The sequence below is a fragment of the Stenotrophomonas sp. STEN147 genome, assembly GCF_056757995.1.
The window spans coordinates 185,476-207,157 of record NZ_JBRRCG010000003.1 but is presented as its reverse complement, the minus strand read 5'-3'; the positions used below and the strand labels follow the sequence as shown (position 1 = coordinate 207,157).

Sequence of the window (21,682 nt, the reverse complement as noted above, 5' to 3'; positions counted from 1 at the left end):
AAATGGTCGCATTCGACGCCAATGAAGCGCTGACGCCATGCCGCGAGGGTCGCGGCATCGGGGCCATTCTGTTCGACCGCGAGCGCCTGCGGCAAGCCGACATCGGCCTGTTCTCTCCCCAGCACTGGGGCAGCCGGGCCCGGCCGGTGGGCGAGGGGGGGCGTGGCAGCGCCTGGTTCGTCGACGCGCCGTTCGGCCCCAGCGTGCTGCGCCACTACCTGCGCGGTGGCCTGGTGGCCAGGATCAGCCACGACCAGTACCTGTGGCGGGGCGCCGACCGGACCCGCAGTTTTGCCGAGTTCCGGCTGATGCGGGCCCTGCGCGCGCTGAAGCTGCCGGTCCCCCGGCCGGTGGCGGCTTTCTACATGCGGCAGGGCATGCGCTACCGGGCGGCGATCCTGATGGAACGGATCGAGGGCGTGCGTTCGCTGGCCGACCGCGCGCTGGTTGCCGGACGTGGCGCGCCGTGGGAAGAGACCGGTCGGCTGATCGCCCGCTTCCACCGTGCCGGCCTGGACCATGCCGACCTCAACGCGCACAACATCCTGTTCGACAGCAACGGCCATGGCTGGCTGATCGACTTCGATCGTGGCGTCATCCGCATTCCGGCCACCGCCTGGCGGGAGCGCAACCTCAAGCGCCTGCTGCGCTCGTTGATCAAGCTGCGCGGCGAGCGCAGCGTAGAGGACGTGCAGAAGGACTACGCGCGGCTGCGTCGCGCCTATGACATGGCCTGGAACCGGGGCACCTGATGGACTGGTCGTTGCGTTTCCTCGGCGTCGGCAATGCGTCGGCGGTCGAGTTGGGATCACCGATGTCGGTGATCGAGCGCGAAGGTCGGCCGTGGTTGACGATCGACTGTGGCGGGGAAGGCCTGACCGCCTTCAAGGCGCACTACGGCCACATGCCGCAGGCGCTGTTCGTCACGCACGTCCACCTGGACCATGTGGCCGGTTTCGAGCGGCTGTTCGTGGATACCTACTTCAACGCGCAGCGGCGTGGGAAGGTGCGCCTGTATGTGCCGGCCACCGTGGTGCCGCTGCTGCACAGGCGCATCGGCGATTACCCCAATGTGCTGGCCGAGGGCGGTGCCAATTTCTGGGATGCGTTCCAGCTGGTCGTGGTCGGCGACGCGTTCTGGCATGAAGGCGTGCGCCTGGAAGTATTCCCGGCACGCCACCACTGGCCGGAGACCGCCTATGGGCTGCGCCTGCAGGGCGCGTTGACCTGGAGCGGTGATACCCGGCCGATTCCGGAGATGCTCGCGCGGTACGCCAGTGACAACGAGCTGATCGCCCACGACTGCGGCCTGCACGGCAATCCATCGCATACCGGGGTCGATGATCTGGAGCGCGAGTACAGTGCTGAGCTGCAGGCGCGGATGATGCTGTACCACTACGCCAGCGTGGCCGATGGTGCTGCGCTGGCCGCGCGCGGCCACCGCGTGGCACAGCCGGGCCAGTGCGTGCCGCTGGCGACCCCGACCGCGCCGCACGTGCTGGCGCAGGATCCGCCGTGAATACCTCTGGCCAGCCTGCCGACGCGGCGCTGGCGGCCGAGTTGGAACATCTGGAGCGCGCGCTGCACACCCCGCAGGTGCGTAGTGATCGCGCGCGGCTGTCGGAACTGCTGGATGAGGATTTCAGCGAAATCGGCAGCTCCGGCCAGTGCTATGGCCGTGCGGCTGCGCTGGCGGAGATTCCGCTGGAGCGGGCGCAGGTGCAGATCGAATCGGAGCAGTACGCGGTCTCGTTGCTGGCACCAGAGCTGGCCCAGGTGCGTTATCGCAGCCGCTACTACCTGGATGGCCAGCCGCAACGCTGGGTGCTGCGCAGTTCGTTGTGGCGCAGGCATGGGCAGGGATGGCGGGTGGTATTCCATCAAGGGACGCCCGAAGCACGGTAGCGCCGGGCCACGCCCGGCGAGGGCGCCAACCAGGGTTGACCTCTACCAGAGCGCGGCACTGCCAGAAAGGCGATGGCCCCGCCGGCTGACCTCGGCGCCCGCGTCGATCGATACCGTTGCTGCCTTCCGGCCCTGGCGGGGTTTTCGACCTAGCGTCGCGAGGGGCCGACGGGGCCACCATAGAGACGTTGGCCGCCCGGAGGCGGCCTGTTCACGGATCAGGGGAAGCAGCGCAGGGTGCGCCGGAGACCACAGCCGGACTGCACATCGGCTGGCCGATGGCAGGCGCGCATTCTAGCGCAGGCAGGCGTATCGACGCCAGCGCCATGCGCTGAATCTGCTGTAACCCGCGGCGCGTGTTCGCGGCCGGGCGGCGCGGGCGTTGCTAGAATCCCGGGCCAGGAGGAACGACCTCCCCCGCATCGGGAATCAATGTCCAGGACGGCCTGGCCCTGCCAAGAGGAGGGCCGTCATGGCCTGGATCTATCTGTTGTTCGCTGGCCTTCTGGAAATCGTCTGGGCCGTGTCGATGAAGCAATCGGAAGGCTTCACCAGGCTCACTCCCACCCTGGTCACCCTCGCCGGCATGATCGCCAGTTTCTGGCTGCTGGCCGTGGCCATGCGCAGCCTGCCGCTGGGAACGGCTTACACGATCTGGACAGGCATCGGCGCGGTCGGTGCCTTCGTGGTCGGCATCGTGTTCCTGGGTGAACAGGTCAGCCCGATGCGGATCGGCGCGGCGGTGTTGATCGTGTCGGGGCTGGTGCTGATGAAGCTGTCCAGCAGTTGAGGTTGGGGGCAGTTTCCTGGACAACCGACTGCCCGCCAGATAAAAAAGCCGCCCGATGGGCGGCTTTTTCATTCATCTGGCGGAGAGAGGGGGATTGTCGGGTGCATCCCTGCACCCGATCCCTGCGCGCGCTGCGCTTCGGGACCCGCCTTCGGCGGTCCGGATCTGCTCCTGCAGATCCGTCGAACCCCGGCGAGGCGTCTCACCCCGATGCTCTCCACCAGACAAATAAAAAAGCCGCCCGTTGGGCGGCTTTTTCATTCATCTGGCGGAGAGAGGGGGATTCGAACCCCCGAAGCGCGGTTTAGACGCTTACACACTTTCCAGGCGTGCTCCTTCAACCACTCGGACACCTCTCCGGATCCCTGCCATCGGCAAACGCCTCAGCAGGGGCGCAGATTCTAGCGGGCGGCGCGGCAGGACACAAGCACCCATTCAGGGCGCGTCGCAGGCGGAGGGGGATGGACAGGCGTGGCACAATGGAGCATCCGATGGAAGACGGTGGCCTGATGTCCTATCTCGTCCTTGCCCGCAAGTGGCGTCCGAAGCGTTTTGCCGAGCTGGTGGGCCAGGAACACGTGGTCCGTGCGCTCAGCAATGCGCTGGACAGTGGCCGGGTCCACCACGCGTTCCTGTTCACCGGTACCCGCGGTGTGGGCAAGACCACCATCGCGCGCATCTTCGCCAAGTCGCTGAACTGCGAGCAGGGCACCAGTGCCGATCCGTGCGGCCAGTGCCCGGCCTGCCTGGACATCGATGCCGGTCGTTACATCGACCTGCTGGAGATCGACGCCGCGTCCAATACCGGCGTGGATGACGTCCGCGAGGTGATCGAGAACGCGCAGTACATGCCCTCGCGCGGCAAGTACAAGGTCTACCTGATCGACGAAGTGCACATGCTCTCGAAGGCGGCGTTCAACGCGCTGCTGAAGACGCTGGAAGAGCCGCCGGAGCACGTCAAGTTCCTGCTGGCCACCACCGATCCGCAGAAGCTGCCGGTCACCGTGCTCAGCCGCTGCCTGCAGTTCAACCTCAAGCGCCTGGATGAGGACCAGATCCAGGGGCAGATGACCCGCATCCTGGCGGCCGAGGAGATCGAAGCCGACGGCAGTGCCATCGTGCAGCTGGCCAAGGCCGCCGACGGCAGTCTGCGCGACGGTCTGTCGCTGCTGGACCAGGCCATCGCCTACGCCGGCGGTGCGCTGCGCGACGATGTGGTGCGCACCATGCTGGGGACCGTCGATCGCACCCAGGTGGCAGCGATGCTCGATGCCCTCGCCGAAGGTGACGGTTCGCGCCTGTTGCAGGTGGTGGCGGCACTGGCGGAATTCTCGCCGGACTGGAGTGGCGTGCTGGAGGCCTTGGCCGAAGGCCTGCATCGCATCCAGGTGCAGCAGCTGGTACCGGGTGTTGCCGCTGCGGCTGAAGGCCTGGATGCGGCAGCATTCGCCGGGCGGCTGCGTCCGGAGGTGGTGCAGCTCTGGTATCAGATGGCCCTGAACGGCCGTCGCGACCTGTCGCTGGCGCCGAGCCCGCGCGCGGGCTTTGAAATGGCCGTGCTGCGCATGCTGGCGTTCCGCCCGGCAGCGTCGGTGCCGCCGGTGCCGCGTTCGGTCGATGCCGCCGGCGGTGCCGCCGGGGGGGCGATGCCCGGTGGTGGGGCGGGTGCTGGCAGCCAGGAAACGGCCCCGGTGGCCGCCGCTGCCGCGATCCCGGCCCGCGTGCCTGCGCAGGCCGCCCCACGCGAACCCGACCCGGAGCCCGAGCCGGCGCCCGAACCCGAACCTGATCCGGCGCCTGAGCCGAAGCCGGTTCCGGTCGAAGAACCGGTGTCGCCACCACCGGTCAAGGCCGACGGCATCCCGGTGCCGGTGGCCGTCGATGATCTTCCGCCGTGGGCCACGGACGAGGCCGAGGCCCGCGACCAGGCATTGGCTGCGGATGTCGCCACGCCGGACGCGGCCATGGTCGCGCCCTGGCCTGAGGCGTCGCCCCCGGTCGCTGCATCGGCCGCGCCCGAGCGTCCGTTCCGTTCCGAGGGCATCGTCATCGCTCCACCTGCGCCCGTCGCGTCGGCGGAGACGGGCGCGCGGGCTGACATCGGCGAGCTGGCGACAGCGGAAGACTGGCTGGACCTGGTCGCCAACAGCGGCCTGAGCGGGCCTTCACGGCAGCTTGCGGCCAATGCCGCCTTCATCTCCTGCCGGCAGGGGACCTTGAAACTGGGGCTTTCGCCCGGATTTGAGTACCTGCGCTCGGAACGCGCGCTGGCCGCTCTTGGCGAAATGCTGGAAAAGGCCTTGGGGCACGCGCTGAAGATCGTGGTCGAGACCGTGGAAACCGAACACGTTCCGGCCGAGACCCTGCACCAGCGCGCCGATCGCCAGCGCGGCGAGCGGCAACAGGTGGCAGAGGCTGTTTTCATGGACGATCCGGAAGTGCAGGTGCTGATCCAGCAACACGGCGCCCGGGTCGTTTCCGATTCCATCCGTTCTTTTGACGAGTAAGACACTATGCGCGGCAACATCGCCCAACTGATGCAGCAGGCCCAGAAGATGCAGGAGAACCTGCAGAAGGCCCAGGAAGAAATCGCCAGGATCGAAGTGACCGGCAGTGCCGGCGGTGGCATGGTCAGCGTGACGCTGACCGGTGCCAAGGAGTGCCGCAAGGTGCGCATTGACCCGTCGCTGGCCAGTGACCCGGAGATGCTGGAAGACCTGATCGCCGCAGCGTTCAACGATGCCTCCAACAAGATCGATGCCGAATCGAAGTCGAAGATGGGCTCGGCTACCGCCGGCATGCAGCTTCCGCCGGGCATGAAGCTGCCGTTCTGATCGTCGGCGCGGTGCCCGCGTTGCCGGGTGCCGCGCACACCCATAAAGCCAGAAGCTGCCGTGTCCGCACCCCTGCTTGAACAATTGATCGATGCGCTGCGGGTGCTGCCTGGCGTGGGCCAGAAGACCGCGCAGCGCATGGCCTACCACCTGCTGGAACGCGAACGCGACGGCGGTCAGCGTCTGGCCGAGGTGTTGGCGCTGGCCGTAGAGCGCATCGGCCACTGCGCGCAGTGCCGCGATTTCAGTGAAACCGAACTGTGCCCGACCTGCGCCAACGGCAGCCGCGAGCGCAGCCAGCTGTGCGTGGTGGAATCGCCCGCCGACCGCCTTGCCATCGAGAATGCCACCGGCTTCCGGGGTGTCTACTTCGTGCTGCAGGGGCGTCTGTCGCCGCTCGACGGCATCGGTCCGCGCGACCTGGGCCTGGAGCAGCTGGAGCAGCGCCTTGGCGAAGGCGAAGTGCAGGAGCTGATCATCGCCACCAGCGCCACCGTCGAGGGAGAGGCCACCGCGCATTATCTGGCGCAGCTGGCGCGGGCCGGCCAGATCCGGCCGAGCCGGTTGGCGCAGGGGCTGCCGCTGGGGGGCGAACTGGAGTACGTGGATCGCGGCACGCTGTCGCACGCGTTCGGCACCCGCAGCGAATTCCGCGATTGACGGCCTGGCCCTTTGAAGGGCGGGGGTTGCCTACAATGCAGGCGACATTTCACCGAGGCCGACCATGAGCAACGAAACCCTTTTCAGCAGGATCATCCGTCGCGAGATTCCGGCCACCATCGTCTATGAAGACGAGGACGTGCTGGGCTTCAAGGACATCGCGCCGCAGGCGCCGGTGCACGTGCTGTTCATTCCGAAGAATGAAATCATTCCGACCCTGGACGACCTGCAGCCTTCGCAGGCGCATCTGATCGGCAAGCTGGCCCTGGCGGCGGCCGACTATGCGCGCCGCGAGGGATTTGCCGAGCAGGGCTACCGCATCGTGATGAACTGCCGCGAGGATGCAGGGCAGACCGTGTTCCACATCCACATGCACCTGCTGGCCGGCGCGCCGCTGGGCCATTTCGGCGCGCCCGGGAAGTAGGCGCCCGCCGGCGCGATGCCGTGCAAGCAGAAGGCCGCCCGGTGGGCGGCCTTCTGCGTCATGCGTACCGGAGGGGGTTACCACCAGCCCCAGCGGCCGTAGCCCCAGTACGGGCCATACGGGCCCGGGCCCCAGGGGCCATAGGGGTAGGGCACGACGTCGACCTGGCGCTGCTCCGGCCACAGGTAGATCACATCGGCCGACAGCTTCGGCAGGCGATAGTCGTACTCGCCGATGCGGGTGTTCTGGTAGCCATCGATCTTGCCGATGAAGGTCACGTCACGGCCGGGCTCAAACACCGCCGGATCGTAGAAGCCGGAGCGGCAGGCGATGAAGCGGCCGTCACTGGCATCGGACGAGGTGGTGTTCGGGCGGCCGGAGGCGTTGAGCGGGCGCGAGATCATCTGGAAGCAGGTCTCGCCCTGGCCGGGCTTGGTTTCGATGATGCGGCCGCCCCAGCGCACGGGCGTGCCGACCTGCTGGGTGGCGACCGAGTCGCGCGGGGAGACCATGCTGAACTGTCCCTGCAGCGGCTTTGGGGCCGTGGCGCAGGCCGACAGGGCCAGCGTGGCCACAGCGGTGAGAAGGAACTTGGTGTTCATGGGGAGGCTCCGGAAGTCGGGCGATGCCTGCGCAGGTCCCGCAATAATGAAGCGAGGTCGGTGCAAGTTCCAGCGTAGCGCGCGTCGGCGAAACGCTGGCTGAGTGCCAGCAGGGCCGGATCGGGCCGGCGCGCATCGACGCGACGGGCCCAGAGCAGTGCCGGCTCGTGCGGTTCGCGGGCCAGGCCGAGCCGGGCGTAGCGCCGGCCCAGGCGGTGCCAGGCGCGCAGCAGCGGGTCGCGTTCGCGCTCGCCCCGGGCCAGCAGCCATGCCATCCACAGCACGGCTGCCAACGCGGCCATCACGAAGCCTGACAGCAACTGTCCCGGACTGATGTCGTCCAGGCCCAAGGGCTTGAACAGCTGCTGCTGGCGGCGCGCATCGAAGGACAGCACCAGGTCGTTCCAGCCACGGCGCAGCCAGTCGCCCATCTGCCCCAGCTGCAGCCAGCGCTGTTGCAGCGGATTGCCGGCGTCTGCCAGCAGGCGATCGTCGAGGGTGTCCAGGATGCGTTCGGGGGCGACGGCCGCCGTGGGGTCGACCCGCACCCAGCCCCGTTGCGGCAGCCAGACCTCGGCCCAGGCGTGGGCATCCATCCGCCGCACGACCCAGTAGTCGCCCACCCGGTTGCGCGTGCCGCCGGCGAAGCCGGTCACCACGCGGGCCGGAATGCCTGCGTTGCGCATCAGCACCACGAAGGCCGAGCTGAAGTGCTCGCAGAAGCCTGCCTTGTAGCCGAACAGGAACTCATCGATGGGGTCGCGGCCGGCCACGGGTGTGTCCAGCGTGTAGGAGAAATCGGTGGTGATCCACTGCAGGGCGCGACGTACCACGGCCTCATCGTTGCTGCCCGCCTCCTGCCGCCACTGCCGGGCGAGGGTCGCGGTGCGCGGATTGAAGCCGGCCGGCAACTGCAGCGCTGCGCGTCGCAGGTAGGGGTGGAGCGCGCTGTCGAAGTGCTGCGGCGGCGCCGAGTGCAGGCGCCACCGGCTCAGCGCCGACAGCGTGCGGTCGCTGAGCAGGCTCATGTCCGCATCCAGCGTGCTGCCTTCCGGTGCACGGGTCGGCAGATCCAGTGCCACCAGCTGGCGGCGGTCGGTCGGCTCGTAGTCGATCTGGTAGTCCCAGCCGCGCGCACCGGCATCGACGATCGCGGGTGGGCGCTGTGTGCGGGCACGGTCACGGGTCCAGCGTCGGCCATCGAAGTCGGTCAACACCGGTCCTCGCCAGTAGCGCTGGTCCGGCTCGGGTACGGCGCCGAAGAACTGCACCCGCAGCGCAGGTGTGTCGTCGGCCATCAGGTCCAGCCACTGCCCCGGCTCCATGCTGTCGGACAGGCCCGGCGTGCTGACCGCGCGTTCGGGTACGCCCCACAGCGGCGTGGACAGACGCGGAAACAGCCAGAACGACGCCAGCGCCAGTGGCAGGCCCAGCGCCAGAAGCCGGCCGACGCCCTTCAGCTGGCCGCGCAACGGCAAGGCGTCGGCGTGGCCCTCGCCCTGTGCCAGGCGCTGCAGGGCCAGCAGTGCACAAAGGCCGGCCAGCGCCGCCAGCAGCGTGGTCAGCGGGCCCTGGTCCAGCAGGAAGGCGGCGAATGGCGAGAACAGCGCAAAGCCCAGCAGGCTGCGTGCATCGCGCAGGCTACGCAGCTCGCTGGACTTGATTGCAAGCATCGCGGCGAGCAGTGCGCAGCCGGTATCGCGTCCGGGACGGACCAGGCCCATCTGCCAGACGATGGCGGCCAGCATGCCCAGCACCAGCAGCAGGCGCACCGGCATCGGCAACACGCGTCGCCACGACAGCGCGGCCGTCAGCAGCGCAGCCAGCGCGATCACTGTGGCCAGCATCGGCGGCAACTGCAGCAGCAACGGCAGCAGCGCAAGCGCAGCGCTGGCCATGGTCCAGGTGCGGGCGTTGCGGTCGAGCGTGGGCGCGGCGTCAGTCATGCGGCATCAGCGCCAGCGCGCGCAGGCAGAGATGGTGATGGCTGGCGCCCTGTCCTGGCCCCAGTGGCGGATGCGAGGGCAGCAGCAGGGTATAGCGGCGACCGCCGCGTTCGGCCATGTCGATCCAGCGCGCCAGGCGTGCGATGCGCGCTTCGGTCGGCAGTGGCGCCAGCATGTGCCAGTCCAGCACGACCTCGATGCCGACCGGCTTTTCGTACTCACGGACCAGCAGGCTGTCGCGGCGCGCGGAGTGCTTCCAGGCAATGCTGCGGGGGGCGTCTCCGGCGCGGTAGGGGCGCAGCTGGTGCAGCTCTTCGCCGCTGGCGTGGGCGCGGGTGTGCAATGGATCGTTGCCGCGCTCCGGCAGCGCGGGGGCCAACGCTTCGGCCAGGGGATACACCAGCAATGGCTGTTCCGGCCACACCCACGACCACGCACGGACCAGGCCCAGCGGTTGTGTGGTGGACAGGCGGATGCGCGACAGCTCCCGCCAGCCGCGACGTTCGCTGGGGACGTCCAGCTCCACTTCGCCGCGCCCCTGTGCGGGCAGCGAGGTCCAGGCCTGGCTGTCGCCCAGTTGCAGGTGCAGCCCCTGTCGTGGCCGCGGATCACGCAGCGACAGGTCCACGCGCAGCCGCAGCGGCTGGCCGGCAGGCACCGGCTCGGCAGAGATCGCATCGATCTGCACGCCCGACAACTGCAGGTGCGCGGCAATGGCGCTGGCGATTGCCGCCGCCGCCAGCAGCAACGCCAGCAGCAACGCGGGGTTGTTGTTGTAGTTCAGCGCACCCAGCAGCATCGCCGACAGCAGCGTGGCGACGAACAGGCCGAAGCGCGTCGGCAGCACGTAGATGCGGTGGCGGTTCAACCGCTGCGGCAGCGCTTCCGGCGCGCGCGGGCGTGCCAGCAGCTGCAGCCGCGCCCAGCGCGAGGCCACGCTCAGTCCACCGTGACGGTCTGCAGGATCGCGCGTGCCAGCGCAGGCCCGGAGCTGGACTCGGCTTCGGCCACCAGTCGATGCCCCGCCACCGCCACGAACAGCGTCTGCACGTCTTCGGGAATGACATGGCTGCGGCCGAGCAGCAGCGCATGCGCCCGGGCTGCACGCAGCAGCGCCAGTCCGGCACGAGGCGACAGCCCCACGCGCACGCCTGCATGCTGGCGGCTGCGGGTCAGCAGGGCCTGCACGTAGTCGACCAGCGCGTCGCTGGCGTGGACCTGCCCTACGGCCTCACGCAATGCCCGCACCTGCACTTCGTCCAGTATCGGCATCGCACGTGCGATCAGGTCGCGGCGATCGGTGCCGCGCAGCAGCTCGCGCTCGGCCTGCGGGCTGGGATAGCCCATCGCCAGCCGCAGCAGGAAACGGTCCAGCTGCGAGTCGGGCAAGGGGAACGTGCCCGACAGGTCCACCGGATTCTGGGTGGCGATCACGAAGAAGGGGTCCGGCAGCGCATGCGTCTGTCCATCCAGTGTCACCTGCTGTTCGGCCATGGCCTCCAGCAGCGCGCTCTGCGTGCGTGGTGGCGCGCGGTTGATTTCATCGGCCAGCAGCACATGGGTGAACACCGGGCCGGGATGGAACTGGAACTGGCGACTGCCTGCCTCATACACCGATACGCCAAGCACATCGGCCGGCAACAGGTCCGAGGTGAACTGCACGCGCTGGAAGCCCAGGCCCAGACTGCTGGCCAGCGCGTGGGCCAGCGTGGTCTTGCCCAGGCCGGGCAGGTCCTCGATCAGCAGATGTCCACCGGACAGCAGAGCGACGAAGGCGAGCCGCACTTCCGGAACCTTGCCCAGCACCAGCGCGTTGACCTGATCCTGGGCCTCCCGCAGGGACTGGCGCAGTTGATCGGTTAGCATGCTGGGACTGGGGGACGAAGCTGGCATGATCGTCTCTGATCTGGAATCTCCTCGATTATCCATAGAGCAATGCAGGGCGAACAGCGCGCACGGACGATTTTTCTCTGGTTATGGACGCTGGTCACAGCGGCCAAGCTGGTGGTGGCCGCGCGCCTGCCACTGTTCGTCGATGAAGCGTTCTACTGGCAGGAAGGCCAGCACCTGGCGGCGGCCTATTCCGATCTGCCGGGCCTGACCGCGTGGATGGCGCGGCTGGGCGTGGAGATCGGCGGTCATCACGTGCTGGCCCTGCGCCTGCCGTTCCTGGCGATCGGTGCGTTGCTGCCCTGGCTGGTTTCGCGCATCGCCACGCGCTGGTTCGGTGCGGTGGCCGGTTGGCAGGCAGGCAGCCTTACTCTGCTGATGCCACTGTCGGCCACGCTGGGGCTGCTGGCGGTGCCGGACGTGCCCATGGCGCTGGCGGCCGTGCTGTGCCTGCACGCGGGTGCGCGCCTGCTGCACAACGTGGACGCATCATCGGCGATGAAGCTGGCGTTGGGCCTGCTGATCGGTGCGCTCAGCCACTATCGCTTCATCGGTGTGATCGGCGTCGGCTTCATCGCGTTGCTGGCGTTGCCGCAGGGCCGGCGCATGCTGGCCGATCCGCGGGTCTGGGTCGCGCTGGCCATCGGTGTGCTGGCCTGGTTGCCGTTGCTGGCGTGGAATGCGGACAACCACGATGCCGGGCTGAGGTTCCAGGTGGTCGAGCGCCATCCCTGGGCGTTCGAGTGGGGTGGGCTGTGGTTCCTGGTGATCCAGCCGATGCTGGTCACCCCCATCCTGTGCATCGCGATGTGGAAGGTGGCGCTGGCCGGCACGCGCAGCGGTGGTGGTGCGCGCGTGCAGTGGCGCTACTTCGGGCTGGTGGGCGGCGTATCGACGCTGGGCATCTTCCTGCTGGGCTTCTTCACCGATGTCGAGCGCATCAGTTTCCACTGGCCGCTGCCGGGCTACCTGGCGCTGCTGGTCGCGGTACCGGTGGTGCTCAATGGATGGCCGCGCTGGCTGCGCAGGACAGGGTGGTGGCTGGCAGGGCTGGGCATGGTGCTGGCGTTCGGCTACTACCTGATGGCCTCCACGCCGGCACTGCGCGAGCAGATGGCCGGAAGCAAGTACTACCCGCGCAATTTCGCCGGCTGGGAGCCGTTGGCCGCGGCGGTCCGCGAGGAACTGCAGCAGATGCCCGAAGGCACGCGTGTCCTGGCCGGCAACTTCAAGGTGGGGGCCGAGCTGGGCTTCCAGCTGGGCGATGGCGATATCGAAGTGTTGCCGCACCCGCTCAACGACAAGCATGGCCGCACGGCGCAGCTGGCGCAGTGGAACCTGGTACATGCCGGTGAACGCACCGCGCCCATGCTGCTGGTGCTGTCACCCAGCGACCAGCGATACCGCGAGCTGCTGGACCGCTATCACGCGGTCTGCGAACAGGTGGGGCCGCTGCCGGCACCACGGATTGTCAGCAGTGATCACGGTTTCCAGCGCTTCCTGCTGTTCCGCCTGCCGGCGCAGCGCGCGCCGGGGCCCTGCGTGACGCCGGCGATGGCGTGGCTGGATGCGCCGTCCAATGGCGAGAAGGTGTCCGGCACGCTGGCGATCCGGGGCTGGGCCTTCAAGGACGGCGTCGGCCTGGCGCGCGTGGAGGTGCTGGTCGATGGCCGTTCGATCGGCGATGCGCGCTACGGTCGCGAGTTCGACCTGCGCCCGGCCTGGCCGGACAGCACCGATCCGCAGCATCCGGCCGTGGGCTTCGATGCCAGCCTCGATACCTCCGTGCTGGCATCGGGCAAGCACTGGCTGGGTCTGCGCCTGTACGGCCACGACGGCAGCGTGGAAGCATGGCAGGAGCAGCCGTTCGTGGTGGAGAAGCGCTGAAGGCGCTACCCCGGGGCTCAGGGCACCCGGAATCCGGCCCTGCGCAGCAGGCTGCACAGGGCGATCAGGGGCAGGCCGACCAGCGCAGTGGGATCGCGGCTGTCGATGGCGTCGAACAGGCTGATGCCCAGTCCTTCGCATTTGAAGCTGCCGGCACAGTCAAGGGGCTGCTCGGCAGCCACATAACGGGCGATTTCCGCGGCATCAAGATGACGGAAGCGCACTTCGGTCAGATCCAGTGCCGCGAACGATTCTCCGTCCCGCGTGAGATTCAGGGCGGTGTGGAAGCGTACGGTGCGTCCGGCCATGGCCGCCAACTGCGCACAGGCGGCATCGACCGTGCCTGGTTTGCCCAGCGGCCGCCCCTCCAGGTCGGCGACCTGGTCCGAGCCGATCACCCAGGCGCCCGGGTGGCGGGCGCCCACATCGGCCGCCTTGGCCGCGGCCAGGCGTACCGCCAGATCCAGCGGGGCTTCACCGCTCAACGGCGTTTCATCCACCTCCGGGCGCGCGCACTCGAACGGCAGGGCCAGCCGCTGCAGCAGTTCGCGGCGGTAACGGGAGGTGGAGGCCAGGACCAGGGTCATGCAACAATACCGGGGCAGGGTGCGGCAGTCTGGCCCGGCCTGACTGCCAGCGGCAAGCCTCATGTGGCGGGCATTTGACAGCCGCCGCCCGGATCCTTAGTATTCAGCGGCTTATGTCCGCGAACGTGCCCGAAACGCTGGATGCCTGGCGGATGGTTGTAGCGCGAAGGCGCTTCGACGGTCAGGTCTCCCTGGCTGAATTGACCCGCCTGCAGGGGTTGGTCGCAGATACCGACGGCGAGTGCGTGTACTCGCTTGAGTTCGGTCGCGACGACGTCTTGCGGGTATCCTATGTGGAACTGACCATCGACACCGCGCTGCCGCTGACCTGTCAGCGCAGCATGCAGCGATTCCTGTTGCCGGTGAAGGTGACCCAGAGGCTTGGCCTGATCCGCGACGAGGACGAGGAATCGTCCCTGCCGGAGGAATACGAGGCGTTGCTGGTGCCGGAAGATGGCCAGCTGCGTCCGCTGGACCTGGTCGAGGACGAACTGGTGCTGGCGGTGCCGGTGGTACCGCTGTCACCCGACGGTGAAGCAGTCGACAAGGACTGGGCACCGAGCGAAGAAGAAACGAAGAAGGCCAACCCGTTCGCGGCGTTGGCGGCGTTGAAGAAACAATAGCAGCCGGTTGTCGTCGGCGGCTGCGGCGAAAGCGAAAAGTGTGCTGGGCGCTGGCGTCCTGTGCGACGAAACGACGAAGCAAAACGAACCGAGTTTGGAGCAATCCCATGGCTGTCCAGAAATCCCGTGTTACCCCGTCCCGTCGCGGCCAGCGTCGTTCGCATGACGCCCTGAGCGCCAAGCAGCTGTCGACCGACCCGACCACCGGTGAAGTGCATCTGCGTCACCACATCACTGCCGACGGTTTCTACCGTGGCAAGAAGGTCATCCAGACCAAGACCTCGGCCGTCGAAGAAGATTGATGTGCCGGGAAGGCCGCTGCCCGACGGGCAGCGGCCTTTGCCTTCTTTCCCCGGGCGTGCCGGTGATCGGCGGCCCGCGCAACAGGAAACATGATGAGCAAGCGGATCTACTCGAGGATCGCGGGCACCGGCAGCTATTTGCCGGAAAAAGTCCTGACCAACGCCGACCTGGAAAAAATGGTCGAAACCTCGGACGAGTGGATCCAGACGCGCACCGGTATCCGTGAGCGGCACATTGCGGCCGAAGGCGAGACCACCAGCGATCTCGGCTACCAAGCTGCGCTGCGTGCGCTTGAAGCGGCGGGCATCGACGCTTCCCAGCTCGACATGATCGTGGTCGGCACGACCACGCCTGATCTGATTTTCCCGTCCACCGCGTGCCTCATCCAGGCCAAGCTCGGTGTGGCCGGTTGCCCCGCCTTCGACGTCAACGCGGCCTGCTCGGGCTTCGTGTTCGCGCTGAGCGTGGCCGACAAGTTCATCCGTTCCGGCGACTGCAGGCACGTGCTGGTGATCGGCGCGGAAACCCTGACCCGCATCGTCGACTGGAACGACCGCACCACCTGCGTGCTGTTCGGTGATGGTGCTGGCGCCGTCGTGCTCAAGGCCGACGAGGAAACCGGCATCCTCAGCACGCATCTGCACTCTGATGGCAGCAAGAAGGAACTGCTGTGGAATCCGGTTGGCGTTTCGGCCGGTTTCAAGGACGGCGCCAATGGCGGCGGCACCATCAACATGAAGGGCAACGACGTGTTCAAGTACGCCGTCAAGGCGCTGGACTCGGTCGTGGACGAGACCCTGGCCGCCAATGGCCTGGACAAGTCGGACCTGGACTGGCTGATCCCGCACCAGGCCAACCTGCGCATCATCGAAGCCACCGCCAAGCGGCTGGAAATGTCGATGGACCAGGTCGTGGTCACCGTCGACCAGCATGGCAACACCTCGTCCGGCTCGGTGCCGCTGGCGCTGGATGCTGCGGTCCGCTCGGGCCGCGTCGAGCGCGGTCAGCTGCTGCTGCTGGAAGCCTTTGGTGGCGGCTTCACGTGGGGTTCGGCCCTGTTGCGCTATTGATAGTGCAAGTTACGACAACGTGAAGTCTGTCGTTGCGGCCCTCAGGGGCCGTAACGCGTTTAAGGAGGTCCTGTCATGGTTGAGCCCATCGTCATCGACGGGCAGCGCGCCTGGCTGAAGCAGTACGGCAAGGGAAGCCGAGCCATGGCCCTGGGCCTGCTCAATTTCGTCGCCCGCCGGTTCCAGCTGGACGCGCTGCGCCCGCCGCCGCACCGGGGCGGAGACGCCGCACGCGAGGTCGAGGCCCGCCGCCTGGGCGAACTGCAGGCACAAGGAGTGAACGTGCCCGACGTGATCGGCAGCGGCCATGCCGCGCTGGTGATCGGGGACAACGGCAGCTCGTTCAACACCTGCCTGCGCGAGGCCGACGATGCCGGGCGGGACCGGCTGGTGATGGCCGCAATGCGGGCACTTGCCGAAGCACACAGCCGTGGCGCCTATTTCGGCCAGCCGCTGCCGCGCAACCTCACCTGGGATGGCGAGCGGGTCGGTTTCATCGACTTCGAGGAAGATCCGCTGGAAGTGATGGATCTGGCCGAAGCCCAGGCGCGCGACTGGCTGATGTTCGGCTATGGCGTGGCCAAGTACTACGCCGACCGGCCTGACTGCCTGCAGGCAATGATGGCCGAGGCGATCGGCACCGTGCAGGCGCCGGTACGCGAGCACGTGCACGCCGTGAGCGGCCGCCTGCAGCGCCTGGCCCGGGTCTGCATGAAGCTCGGACGCTCGGCGCGCACGCTGGCCCATTCGATCTTCATCGCGCACGGCGCCACGACCATGGGGGTGCTGATGGTGGTCGGGCTGTGCATGGATTTCTTTGCCGATGGCGAGCTGGACATTCTGCAGTTGTTCTGCTGATTGCATCCGCCGGGCATGGCCCGGCGCTACCGGAATCGTTCGCCGGACGTGGACAGGCATTGCCGGCGCGCTCCATACGCCCTGCATACGCGCACGTACAGACGACACGGCGGATTCACCCTTATCATGGCCCGCTTCGATTGCAACAAGCGGATGACCGCGTGACCGTATCCACCCTCGCTTTTGTCTTCCCCGGCCAGGGCTCGCAGTCTGTGGGCATGGTGGCCGAGCTGGCCGAGCTGCACCCGCAGGTGCGTGAGGCCTTCACCGAGGCATCCGATGGTGCTGGCGTCGACCTGTGGGCGCTGTCCCAGGGTGGCCCGGAGGAAATGCTCAACCGTACCGAATACACGCAGCCGGCCCTGCTGGCGGCGAGCATCGGCGTGTGGCGCGCCTGGAACGCCGTGGGTGGTCCGCGCCCGTCGGTGCTGGCCGGCCACAGCCTGGGCGAGTACACGGCGCTGGTCGCCGCTGGCGCGCTGAGCCTGCATGACGGTGCGCACCTGGTGCGCCTGCGCGGCCAGCTGATGCAGGACGCGGCTCCGGCCGGCGTGGGCGCCATGGCCGCCGTGCTCGGCGCCGAAGACCAGCTGGTGCTGGACGTCTGCGCCGAAGCAGCGGGCAGCCAGGTGGTGGTACCGGCCAACTTCAACTCGCCCGGCCAGATCGTGATCGGTGGCGATGCGGCAGCAGTCGACCGCGCGCTGGCGTTGCTGGCCGAAAAGGGCGTGCGCAAGGCAGTGAAGCTGGCCGTCAGCGTGCCCTCGCATACCCCGTTGATGCGCGAGGCCGCCAACCGTCTGGCCGAAGTGATGGCCGGGCTGTCCTGGCAGGCTCCGCAGCTGCCGGTGGTACAGAACGTCGATGCCCGGGTGCACGACGGCGTGGATGCCATCCGCACCGCGCTGGTCCAGCAGCTGTACCAGCCGGTGCAGTGGACCGGTTGCGTGCAGGCCCTGGCCGCCCGTGGCATCACCCAGGTTGCCGAATGTGGCCCGGGCAAGGTGCTGACCGGTCTGGTCAAGCGCATCGACAAGGCCATCGACGGCCGTTCGCTGGCCACCCCGGGCGACTTTGAAAGCGCCCGCGAGGCATGGTCGGCCTGATCGCCCCTGTTCCTGCCGACCCTGCCAGTGGCCGCTGCACGCGGCGCGGGTGGGGCGGCTGCCCCCGTCTGAGGAAACCATCATGAGCAAGCCCCTGCAGGGTGAAATCGCACTGGTCACCGGTGCCAGCCGTGGCATCGGTGCCGCCATTGCCGATCTGCTGGCCGCCCAGGGCGCCACCGTCATCGGCACCGCCACCACCGAGTCCGGCGCTGCTGCGATCGGCGAGCGCCTGGCGGCCCACGGTGGTCACGGCCGCGCGCTGAACGTCACCGATGCCGCCGCACTGGACAGCGTGCTGGATGGCATCGCCAAGGAATTCGGCCCGATCTCGATCCTGGTCAACAACGCCGGCATCACCCGCGACAATCTGCTGATGCGCATGAAGGACGATGACTGGGCGTCGATCATCGACACCAACCTGACCAGCGTGTTCCGCACCAGCAAGGCGGTCATGCGCGGCATGATGAAGGCACGCAAGGGCCGCATCATCAACATCGCCTCGGTGGTGGGCGTGACCGGCAATGCCGGCCAGGCCAACTACGCGGCCGCCAAGGCCGGCATCATCGGCTTCAGCAAGTCGCTGGCCAAGGAGATCGGCTCGCGTGGCGTCACCGTCAACGTGGTCGCGCCGGGCTTCATCGACACCGACATGACCAAGGCACTGCCGGAAGAAGCGCGCACCGCGCTGATCAACGACATCGCCCTCGAACGCCTGGGTTCGCCGGAAGACATCGCCCATGCGGTGGCCTTCCTGGCCAGCCCGGCTGCCGGCTACATCACCGGCGAAACCCTCCATGTGAACGGCGGCATGTACATGCCGTAAGCAAGGGGCGCACGGATTGCGCCGCAAGTGGTTGATCTGCGTGGATTTTTGCTGCAATGCAAGGGCGCGCCGGTTTCCACTACACTATCCCACGGCCATCGCCCTTGATGGCGACCACTTTTGAACCACAACTCCATCTGGAGCGAGATCCCATGAGCACCATCGAAGAACGCGTCAAGAAAATCGTCGTCGAACAGCTTGGCGTCAAGGAAGAAGAAGTCACCACCAGCGCATCGTTCGTCGATGACCTGGGCGCTGACTCGCTGGACACCGTCGAGCTGGTGATGGCGCTGGAAGAAGAATTCGAGTGCGAAATCCCGGACGAAGAAGCCGAGAAGATCAGCACCGTGCAGGCCGCCATCGACTACATCAAGGCCCACGTCAAGGCCTGATGTCAGACGGCAGTGCGCGTGCGGGCATCCGCCCGGCGCGCACCGCACCCCATGGGGCCGCTGTTGCGGCCCCGTGTGTTTGCGCATCACACCGAAGCAAACCGCGTTGCCCGAAAGCATCTTCGGGTCAGGAGAATCAGCAATGAAGCGTCGCGTCGTCGTAACCGGCCTGGGTATCGTCTCGCCGTTGGGCAATGATCTGGCCAGCAGCTGGGAAGGCATCACCCATGGTCGTTCGGGCATCGGTCCGCTGACCAACGTCGCCGATTCCTACCTGGAACGGTTCACCACCAAGATTGCAGGTGAGGTCAAGGGCTTCGACATCACCGCCGACAATGCACTGTTCGGCAAGTACCGGGTCAGCGGCAAGGATGCCAAGAAGATGGACCCGTTCATCCATTACGGCCTCGGTGCCTCGTTCATGGCCCTGCATGATTCGGGCCTGGAGATCACCGACGCCAATGCCGAGCGCATCGGCGCCATCGTCGGCGCCGGCATCGGCGGCCTGCTCGGCATCGAAGAGCAGACCATCGAATTCCACGAGGGCAAGAAGATCTCGCCCTTCTACGTGCCCAAGACCATCATCAACATGCTGCCGGGCCAGCTGAGCATCATCACCGGCCTGAAGGGCCCGTCGTTCTCGGCGGTTTCGGCCTGCGCCACGTCGAACCACTCGATCGGCACCGCCATGCGCATGATCCAGTACGGCGATGCGGACGTGATGGTGGTGGGCGGCGCCGAGCGCGGCTCCTCGCCGACCGCCGTGGGCGGCTTCTGCGCGATGAAGGCCATGTCCACCCGCAACGACGCACCGGAACAGGCCTCGCGCCCCTGGGACAAGGACCGCGACGGCTTCGTGCTGGGCGACGGTGCCGGCATCCTGATCCTGGAAGAGTACGAGCACGCCAAGGCCCGTGGCGCGAAGATCTACTGCGAGCTGGCCGGCTTCGGCGCCAGCTCCGACGCGTACCACATGACCGCGCCGAGCGAGAACGGCGAAGGCGCTGCCCGCTGCATGACCATGGCGTTGAAGGACGCTGGCGTGAATCCGGAACAGGTGGGTTACCTCAACGCACATGGCACCTCCACGCCGCTGGGCGACCTGGGCGAAACCATGGCGATGAAGACCGCCTTCGGCGACCACGCCTACAAGATGATGGTCAGCTCCACCAAGTCGATGACCGGCCACCTGCTCGGTGCGGCCGGCGGTGTGGAGGCGATCTTCTCGGTGATGGCGCTGCAGGACAACGTCATCCCGCCGACCATCAACCTGCAGGAGCCGGGCGAAGGCTGTGACCTGGACTACGTCCCCAATGAAGCGCGCCAGGCCAAGGTCGACGTGGTGATGTCCAATGGCTTCGGCTTCGGCGGCACCAACGGCACGCTGATCTTCAAGCGCGTCTGACCGGGTTGTCGCGTCGGGCCATGCTCGACCGGACGTGCTCCACGCACCAGGAAGCCGCCGCAAGGCGGCTTCCGTGTATCTGAATTCCCCTGCAGGCCACCATGACCCACGCCCCGCTGATCCACCCGCTGCCGCATCCGATCGATCTGCTGGCCCTGCAGCAGCAGGCGCCGGAACGTTTCCCGCTGCTGATGGAGTCCACCGCTTCCGGCACCGCGCAGGGCCGCTGGAGCCTGCTGTTGGCTGCACAGGGCGACACGCTGCGCCTGGATGCCGATGGTTGCGTGCGCGACCAGCAGGATACGGTGCAGCCCGGCAGCTTCCTGCAGGCGCTGGACCGCGCCTGGCAGCAGGCACGGCTGCCGCACGATGGCAGTCACAGCCTGCCGTTCCGCGGCGGCTGGGCCTTGATGCTCGACTACGAAGTGGCCAGCCAGATCGAGCCGGTGCTGCCGGCGCGTGCGCGCGATGATGGCCGGCCGACGGCACTGGCGCTGCGCTGCCCGGCGGCCGTGCTGCACGACCACCAGAACCACGCCAGCTTCGTCATCGCCGAAGCGGGCGAGCAGGCGCTGCTGGACTCGCTGGTGGCGCTGGCCGCGCAGGCGCTGCCGGAGGCGGGGCAGGGCTGGCAGCCGCCGCAGTCGGTCGGCGAAGACGTGCCGCAGCGCTTCACCGACGGCGTGCGCCGGGTGATCGACTACCTGCGCGCCGGCGATGTGTTCCAGGTGAACCTGTCGCGGCGCTGGAGCGCGCAGTTCGCCACGCCGGTCAGCCCGCAGGCCCTGTACGCACAGCTGCGCCGCGCCAACCCCGCACCGTTTGCCGGCCTGTTCAGTGCGTTTGGGCGGCACGTGGTCAGCTCCTCGCCGGAGCGGCTGGTATCGGTGCATGCCGGCCACGCGCAGACCCGGCCGATCGCGGGCACGCGCCCGCGTTTCGAGGGTGACGATGATGCCGCGCGCATCCAAGAGCTGGTCGGGCACCCGAAGGAGCGCGCCGAGCACGTGATGCTGATCGACCTGGAGCGCAACGATCTGGGCCGCATCTGCCTGCCCGGCACCGTGGTGGTCGATGAACTGATGACGGTGGAGAGCTACGCCCATGTGCACCACATCGTCAGCAACGTCAGCGGCCATCTGCGCCCGGAGGTCACCCCCGGCGAAGTGATCGCCGCAACGTTCCCCGGCGGCACCATCACCGGCTGCCCGAAGGTGCGCTGCATGCAGATCATCAGCGAGCTGGAGCAGGTGCCGCGCGGTGCCTATACCGGTGCGTTCGGCTGGCTGAACCGCGATGGCGACCTGGACCTGAACATCCTGATCCGTACTGCCGAGGTGGACGGCTATGAGGTCAGTTTCCGCACCGGCGCCGGCATTGTGGTCGATTCGGACCCGGACAAGGAGCTGGACGAGACCCGCGCCAAAGCGCGTGGCCTGCTGCGCGCCTTGGGCCAGCAGGGGTAGGCGATCGCCCCCCGCCGGGCATGGCCCGGCGCTACCGATGCATCACCGCCGGGCCATGCCCGGCGAGCGAAGCGGGGTTGGGTGCCACCCCGGCCATGACCCCACTCC

At 67.8% G+C, this 21,682-nt stretch carries 23 protein-coding genes, 1 tRNA gene and 1 other RNA gene; 18 read left to right on the top strand and 7 right to left on the bottom strand.

Annotation, left to right across the window (positions count from 1 at the left end; genetic code table 11):
* Positions 1 to 2: 2 nt before the first annotated feature.
* The 3 genes from ACVOKU_RS05880 to ACVOKU_RS05870 are packed head-to-tail and all read left to right on the top strand — an operon-like array spanning position 3 to position 1,905.
* A complete protein-coding gene (locus ACVOKU_RS05880; protein WP_053519066.1) occupies positions 3 to 752 on the top strand; it encodes a 3-deoxy-D-manno-octulosonic acid kinase in 750 nt (249 codons plus the stop codon).
* Positions 752 to 1,519 (top strand): MBL fold metallo-hydrolase, encoded by a 768-nt coding sequence (locus ACVOKU_RS05875; RefSeq protein ID WP_164152169.1) that lies wholly within the window; start codon positions 752 to 754, stop codon positions 1,517 to 1,519. The genes ACVOKU_RS05880 and ACVOKU_RS05875 overlap by 1 nt, the downstream gene beginning before the upstream one ends.
* Positions 1,516 to 1,905, top strand: coding sequence for a nuclear transport factor 2 family protein (locus tag ACVOKU_RS05870; RefSeq protein WP_481559377.1), 390 nt, complete (start codon positions 1,516 to 1,518; stop codon positions 1,903 to 1,905). Before ACVOKU_RS05875 ends, ACVOKU_RS05870 begins: the two co-directional genes overlap by 4 nt.
* A gap of 75 nt (positions 1,906 to 1,980) precedes the next feature.
* Here the strand turns inward: ACVOKU_RS05870 and ffs are convergent.
* Positions 1,981 to 2,077: signal recognition particle sRNA small type (gene ffs, locus ACVOKU_RS05865), an RNA gene on the bottom strand.
* Between the two features lie 300 nt (positions 2,078 to 2,377).
* On the opposite strand from ffs, the gene ACVOKU_RS05860 reads away from it, so the two are divergent.
* Positions 2,378 to 2,695 carry a DMT family transporter gene (locus tag ACVOKU_RS05860; protein ID WP_053519073.1) on the top strand — a complete coding sequence of 106 codons (318 nt, stop codon included), beginning with the start codon at positions 2,378 to 2,380 and terminating at the stop codon, positions 2,693 to 2,695.
* Between the two features lie 266 nt (positions 2,696 to 2,961).
* On the opposite strand, the gene ACVOKU_RS05855 is transcribed toward ACVOKU_RS05860, so the two are convergent.
* Positions 2,962 to 3,054: transfer RNA gene (locus ACVOKU_RS05855), tRNA-Ser, on the bottom strand.
* A 132-nt stretch (positions 3,055 to 3,186) separates the two neighbouring features.
* Between ACVOKU_RS05855 and dnaX the strand changes: the two genes are divergently transcribed.
* The 4 genes from dnaX to ACVOKU_RS05835 all read left to right on the top strand — a co-directional run bounded on the left by dnaX (position 3,187) and on the right by ACVOKU_RS05835 (position 6,613).
* Positions 3,187 to 5,202 (top strand): DNA polymerase III subunit gamma/tau, encoded by a 2,016-nt coding sequence (gene dnaX / locus ACVOKU_RS05850; protein WP_481559376.1) that lies wholly within the window; start codon positions 3,187 to 3,189, stop codon positions 5,200 to 5,202.
* A 6-nt stretch (positions 5,203 to 5,208) separates the two neighbouring features.
* Positions 5,209 to 5,529, top strand: a complete 321-nt coding sequence (locus ACVOKU_RS05845) for a YbaB/EbfC family nucleoid-associated protein (protein ID WP_010483846.1) — start codon at positions 5,209 to 5,211, stop codon at positions 5,527 to 5,529.
* A gap of 60 nt (positions 5,530 to 5,589) precedes the next feature.
* Positions 5,590 to 6,189, top strand: coding sequence for a recombination mediator RecR (gene recR, locus ACVOKU_RS05840; RefSeq protein ID WP_481559375.1), 600 nt, complete (start codon positions 5,590 to 5,592; stop codon positions 6,187 to 6,189).
* A gap of 64 nt (positions 6,190 to 6,253) precedes the next feature.
* Positions 6,254 to 6,613 (top strand): histidine triad nucleotide-binding protein, encoded by a 360-nt coding sequence (locus ACVOKU_RS05835; RefSeq protein ID WP_053519079.1) that lies wholly within the window; start codon positions 6,254 to 6,256, stop codon positions 6,611 to 6,613.
* A gap of 77 nt (positions 6,614 to 6,690) precedes the next feature.
* Here the strand turns inward: ACVOKU_RS05835 and ACVOKU_RS05830 are convergent, their stop codons facing one another.
* From ACVOKU_RS05830 to ACVOKU_RS05815, 4 genes are read right to left on the bottom strand one after another with little or no spacing between them, the layout of a single operon-like run.
* Positions 6,691 to 7,215, bottom strand: coding sequence for a Slp family lipoprotein (locus tag ACVOKU_RS05830; protein ID WP_053519081.1), 525 nt, complete (start codon positions 7,213 to 7,215; stop codon positions 6,691 to 6,693).
* Entirely contained in the window at positions 7,212 to 9,161 is a 1,950-nt protein-coding gene (locus tag ACVOKU_RS05825) for a transglutaminase TgpA family protein (protein ID WP_481559374.1), read from the bottom strand. The genes ACVOKU_RS05830 and ACVOKU_RS05825 overlap by 4 nt, the downstream gene beginning before the upstream one ends.
* Entirely contained in the window at positions 9,154 to 10,098 is a 945-nt protein-coding gene (locus ACVOKU_RS05820; protein WP_481559373.1) for a DUF58 domain-containing protein, read from the bottom strand. The genes ACVOKU_RS05825 and ACVOKU_RS05820 overlap by 8 nt, the downstream gene beginning before the upstream one ends.
* Positions 10,099 to 10,100: 2 nt before the next feature.
* Positions 10,101 to 11,054, bottom strand: a complete 954-nt coding sequence (locus tag ACVOKU_RS05815; RefSeq protein ID WP_481559372.1) for an AAA family ATPase — start codon at positions 11,052 to 11,054, stop codon at positions 10,101 to 10,103.
* Positions 11,055 to 11,096: 42 nt separating this feature from the next.
* Here ACVOKU_RS05815 and ACVOKU_RS05810 point away from each other — a divergent pair, with 42 nt between their 5' ends.
* Positions 11,097 to 12,938, top strand: coding sequence for a glycosyltransferase family 39 protein (locus ACVOKU_RS05810; RefSeq protein ID WP_481559371.1), 1,842 nt, complete (start codon positions 11,097 to 11,099; stop codon positions 12,936 to 12,938).
* Positions 12,939 to 12,955: 17 nt separating this feature from the next.
* Here the strand turns inward: ACVOKU_RS05810 and ACVOKU_RS05805 are convergent, their stop codons facing one another.
* Positions 12,956 to 13,525 carry a Maf family protein gene (locus tag ACVOKU_RS05805; protein ID WP_481559370.1) on the bottom strand — a complete coding sequence of 190 codons (570 nt, stop codon included), beginning with the start codon at positions 13,523 to 13,525 and terminating at the stop codon, positions 12,956 to 12,958.
* Positions 13,526 to 13,638: 113 nt separating this feature from the next.
* On the opposite strand from ACVOKU_RS05805, the gene ACVOKU_RS05800 reads away from it, so the two are divergent.
* From ACVOKU_RS05800 to ACVOKU_RS05760, 9 genes are all read left to right on the top strand, one after another.
* Positions 13,639 to 14,148, top strand: coding sequence for a YceD family protein (locus ACVOKU_RS05800; RefSeq protein WP_049404889.1), 510 nt, complete (start codon positions 13,639 to 13,641; stop codon positions 14,146 to 14,148).
* A 107-nt stretch (positions 14,149 to 14,255) separates the two neighbouring features.
* Positions 14,256 to 14,450 (top strand): 50S ribosomal protein L32, encoded by a 195-nt coding sequence (rpmF, locus tag ACVOKU_RS05795; RefSeq protein WP_005408308.1) that lies wholly within the window; start codon positions 14,256 to 14,258, stop codon positions 14,448 to 14,450.
* 93 nt (positions 14,451 to 14,543) lie between these two features.
* Positions 14,544 to 15,521 (top strand): beta-ketoacyl-ACP synthase III, encoded by a 978-nt coding sequence (locus ACVOKU_RS05790; protein WP_053519093.1) that lies wholly within the window; start codon positions 14,544 to 14,546, stop codon positions 15,519 to 15,521.
* A gap of 75 nt (positions 15,522 to 15,596) precedes the next feature.
* Positions 15,597 to 16,379, top strand: coding sequence for a BUD32 family EKC/KEOPS complex subunit (locus ACVOKU_RS05785; RefSeq protein ID WP_065182460.1), 783 nt, complete (start codon positions 15,597 to 15,599; stop codon positions 16,377 to 16,379).
* 161 nt (positions 16,380 to 16,540) lie between these two features.
* The gene (gene fabD, locus ACVOKU_RS05780; RefSeq protein WP_481559369.1) at positions 16,541 to 17,485 is read left to right on the top strand and encodes an ACP S-malonyltransferase; all 945 of its coding nucleotides are present in this window, start codon (positions 16,541 to 16,543) and stop codon (positions 17,483 to 17,485) included.
* Positions 17,486 to 17,567: 82 nt separating this feature from the next.
* The gene (fabG, locus tag ACVOKU_RS05775) at positions 17,568 to 18,311 is read left to right on the top strand and encodes a 3-oxoacyl-ACP reductase FabG (protein WP_053519099.1); all 744 of its coding nucleotides are present in this window, start codon (positions 17,568 to 17,570) and stop codon (positions 18,309 to 18,311) included.
* A gap of 152 nt (positions 18,312 to 18,463) precedes the next feature.
* A complete protein-coding gene (gene acpP / locus ACVOKU_RS05770) occupies positions 18,464 to 18,703 on the top strand; it encodes an acyl carrier protein (protein WP_053519101.1) in 240 nt (79 codons plus the stop codon).
* Between the two features lie 142 nt (positions 18,704 to 18,845).
* Entirely contained in the window at positions 18,846 to 20,108 is a 1,263-nt protein-coding gene (gene fabF / locus ACVOKU_RS05765; protein WP_481559368.1) for a beta-ketoacyl-ACP synthase II, read from the top strand.
* A gap of 101 nt (positions 20,109 to 20,209) precedes the next feature.
* A complete protein-coding gene (locus tag ACVOKU_RS05760) occupies positions 20,210 to 21,574 on the top strand; it encodes an aminodeoxychorismate synthase component I (RefSeq protein WP_481559367.1) in 1,365 nt (454 codons plus the stop codon).
* Positions 21,575 to 21,682: the final 108 nt, after the last annotated feature.